Below are 2040 nucleotides of genomic sequence, written 5' to 3'. Positions count from 1 at the left end.
GAGAGCATCATGCCCGACGCGCTTGTGCAGGCGTCCGGGCCATCGTATTTAACCGCTGGACTCTCGTTATGATCGAGGGACTGCCGGGGGGCAGGTCAATCGCGATGTCCCGACCCACAAAATCATCGATTTACTTGGCAAGCATTCGCGCCACGATCTGTGAGGTGCCATTGGCCCACCGAGGCCGCAGGTTCTCAATCCTGCGCTCGAGTGTCCGCTGCAGATGGACTGGAAGACTCGTGAAAAACTCTTCGAGAAATTCTCCCATCTCGCGGTGCATCCACTCGCAAGCCAGGTCTTCCTGCCCGGAGAGAGCGAGGATCATGGTCCGGCTTTGATGTCAATGGCGGCGCAGGCTCGGTCATCGCTCTCTCCTTGGCCACTGCACAACCTTGGGTCGCACTATGGTTGCGAGGAGCTCATAAAACATCTTATTTATATATAGGCTTTTTGAGGCTGTTGGGTCAATGTGGGCCATTGATTGATTCGGCCCAGCCGAGTTGTTTACACAATGGGGATTAGGGTTTTGGAAGATATCCGCATCGAGCGCCAAGGCGCAGTGGCTCTCGTCATCTTGGCACGCGACGAGGCAAACAACAGCTCTCGCCCGCAAACGCTCAAGGAAATCTGCGAGGCGATGGATTTGCTGGTGCAAGACAGCTCCGTCCGCGCGATCGTACTGGCGGCGGATGGGCGACATTTTTCTGCGGGTGCGGATTTCGCCTTTCTTGACGATCTGACGCGTATGGACGCTGCAGCAATTCGGCATCAGGTTTACACCCATTTCCAGGGCGCAGCGCGGCGCATCTACCATTGCCCCAAGCCGACCATCGCACTGGTTCAGGGCGCAGCTGTAACCGTCGGGTGCGAGCTTGCCGCCGCCTGCGATTTCCGGATTGCAGCCGATGGGGCATTCTTTCAGGAGAGCTGGATCAGGCTGGGCATCATGCCCCCGCTGGGTGGCACCTTCCTTCTTCCGCGTATCATTGGCATGGGGCGGGCTGCCGAAATGTGTCTGCGCGGGCGCGCGGTGAAGGCCGAGGAAGCAAAGGCCATCGGGCTGGTCAGCGACGTCGTACCGCCCGAACAGTTGCGCGAGCACGGCCTTGCCATGGCGCGAGAACTCGCGCAATCGGCCCCAATGGCCTATGCCGCGATCAAGACTGCCCTGCAACGAGGAAGCCAAAGTGCCATCGAGTCGGAGTGGTCAGCCAACCTGCCGCAACAGGCCATCCTGCTCACCAGTGCGGATTTCCGTGAAGGGCTCGCTGCGGTCCGCGAGAAACGCGCAGCCAGCTTCCAGGGCTGCTAGACAGCAGGTGCTTTCGCATCCTCTTCGATGAGATCGGCCGCCCGCCATGCCATCGCCATGGCTGGCGCATTGGTATTGCCCGAAACCAGCGACGGCATGACCGAGATGTCGACGACCACCAACCCAGCCAGCGCCGGCTGCGAAAAGATGCGGCTGATGGTGCGCAACAGCGCTACGGACACGCGCCGGTAATAATCGGTGGCAAGTTAGTTCGGATCAATCTCCGCCGGCGCGTCCGGGTCAGGGCTCGCTATCAGGATCGAACCGCGGCTTGCCGGACGCATTACATAGCCGCCGCAGATCGCCCCATGCTGTTTTTCCAGCGCAAAGCCCGCGAAATGCTGGGTTATTCCTCCCTTAGCGCAACCGGGACTGGGCGCGCAGCAACCGATGCTCGCGCATGCTCTGACCGACATCGGGCGCGTCATGCCTTACCGCCACGCCGACACGCTGAAGATGTGCTGGCGATCCGATGCCGGATCGCTGAAGCCGCGTAGGCGAATTGAGCGCACCGGCGCTGACGATGGTCTTGCGCGCCAGAAGGTCACGCTCGCCCTGCGCATCGCGGACACGCACGCCCCGCAACCGTTTTCCTTCGAACAACAGGTGCAGAGCATCGGTCTGAGTGACTAGGTGGCGTGGACAAATTGGCGTGAAGCGGGTTCGCGTATCACCGTGATCAACGGTTAAGCGTTTGGTACGCTTCGAACACGTCGACGGGATTAAAA

General features: G+C 60.3%; 4 protein-coding genes. 1 reads left to right on the top strand and 3 read right to left on the bottom strand.

Features of this window, described 5'->3' with window-relative positions:
- Window positions 1-130: 130 nt before the first annotated feature.
- Window positions 131-325, bottom strand: coding sequence for a hypothetical protein (locus HGI47_RS22030; protein WP_240950382.1), 195 nt, complete (start codon window positions 323-325; stop codon window positions 131-133).
- A gap of 201 nt (window positions 326-526) precedes the next feature.
- Here HGI47_RS22030 and HGI47_RS22025 point away from each other — a divergent pair, with 201 nt between their 5' ends.
- Window positions 527-1312, top strand: coding sequence for an enoyl-CoA hydratase/isomerase family protein (locus HGI47_RS22025; protein ID WP_240950381.1), 786 nt, complete (start codon window positions 527-529; stop codon window positions 1310-1312).
- Here HGI47_RS22025 and HGI47_RS22020 read toward each other — a convergent pair.
- Window positions 1309-1494, bottom strand: a complete 186-nt coding sequence (locus tag HGI47_RS22020; RefSeq protein ID WP_370521834.1) for a GMC oxidoreductase — start codon at window positions 1492-1494, stop codon at window positions 1309-1311. The genes HGI47_RS22025 and HGI47_RS22020 overlap by 4 nt on opposite strands.
- 175 nt (window positions 1495-1669) lie before the next feature.
- The gene (locus HGI47_RS23190) at window positions 1670-1888 is read right to left on the bottom strand and encodes a GMC family oxidoreductase N-terminal domain-containing protein (RefSeq protein ID WP_370521833.1); all 219 of its coding nucleotides are present in this window, start codon (window positions 1886-1888) and stop codon (window positions 1670-1672) included.
- Between the last annotated feature and the right edge of the window lie 152 nt (window positions 1889-2040).

Origin of the sequence: Novosphingobium sp. ERN07, from assembly GCF_012641335.1 — a bacterium.
In the GTDB taxonomy this organism is placed as follows: Bacteria; Pseudomonadota; Alphaproteobacteria; order Sphingomonadales; family Sphingomonadaceae; genus Novosphingobium.
Note: the sequence above shows the minus strand (reverse complement) of the source record. Positions and strands in the feature narration are given on the sequence as shown.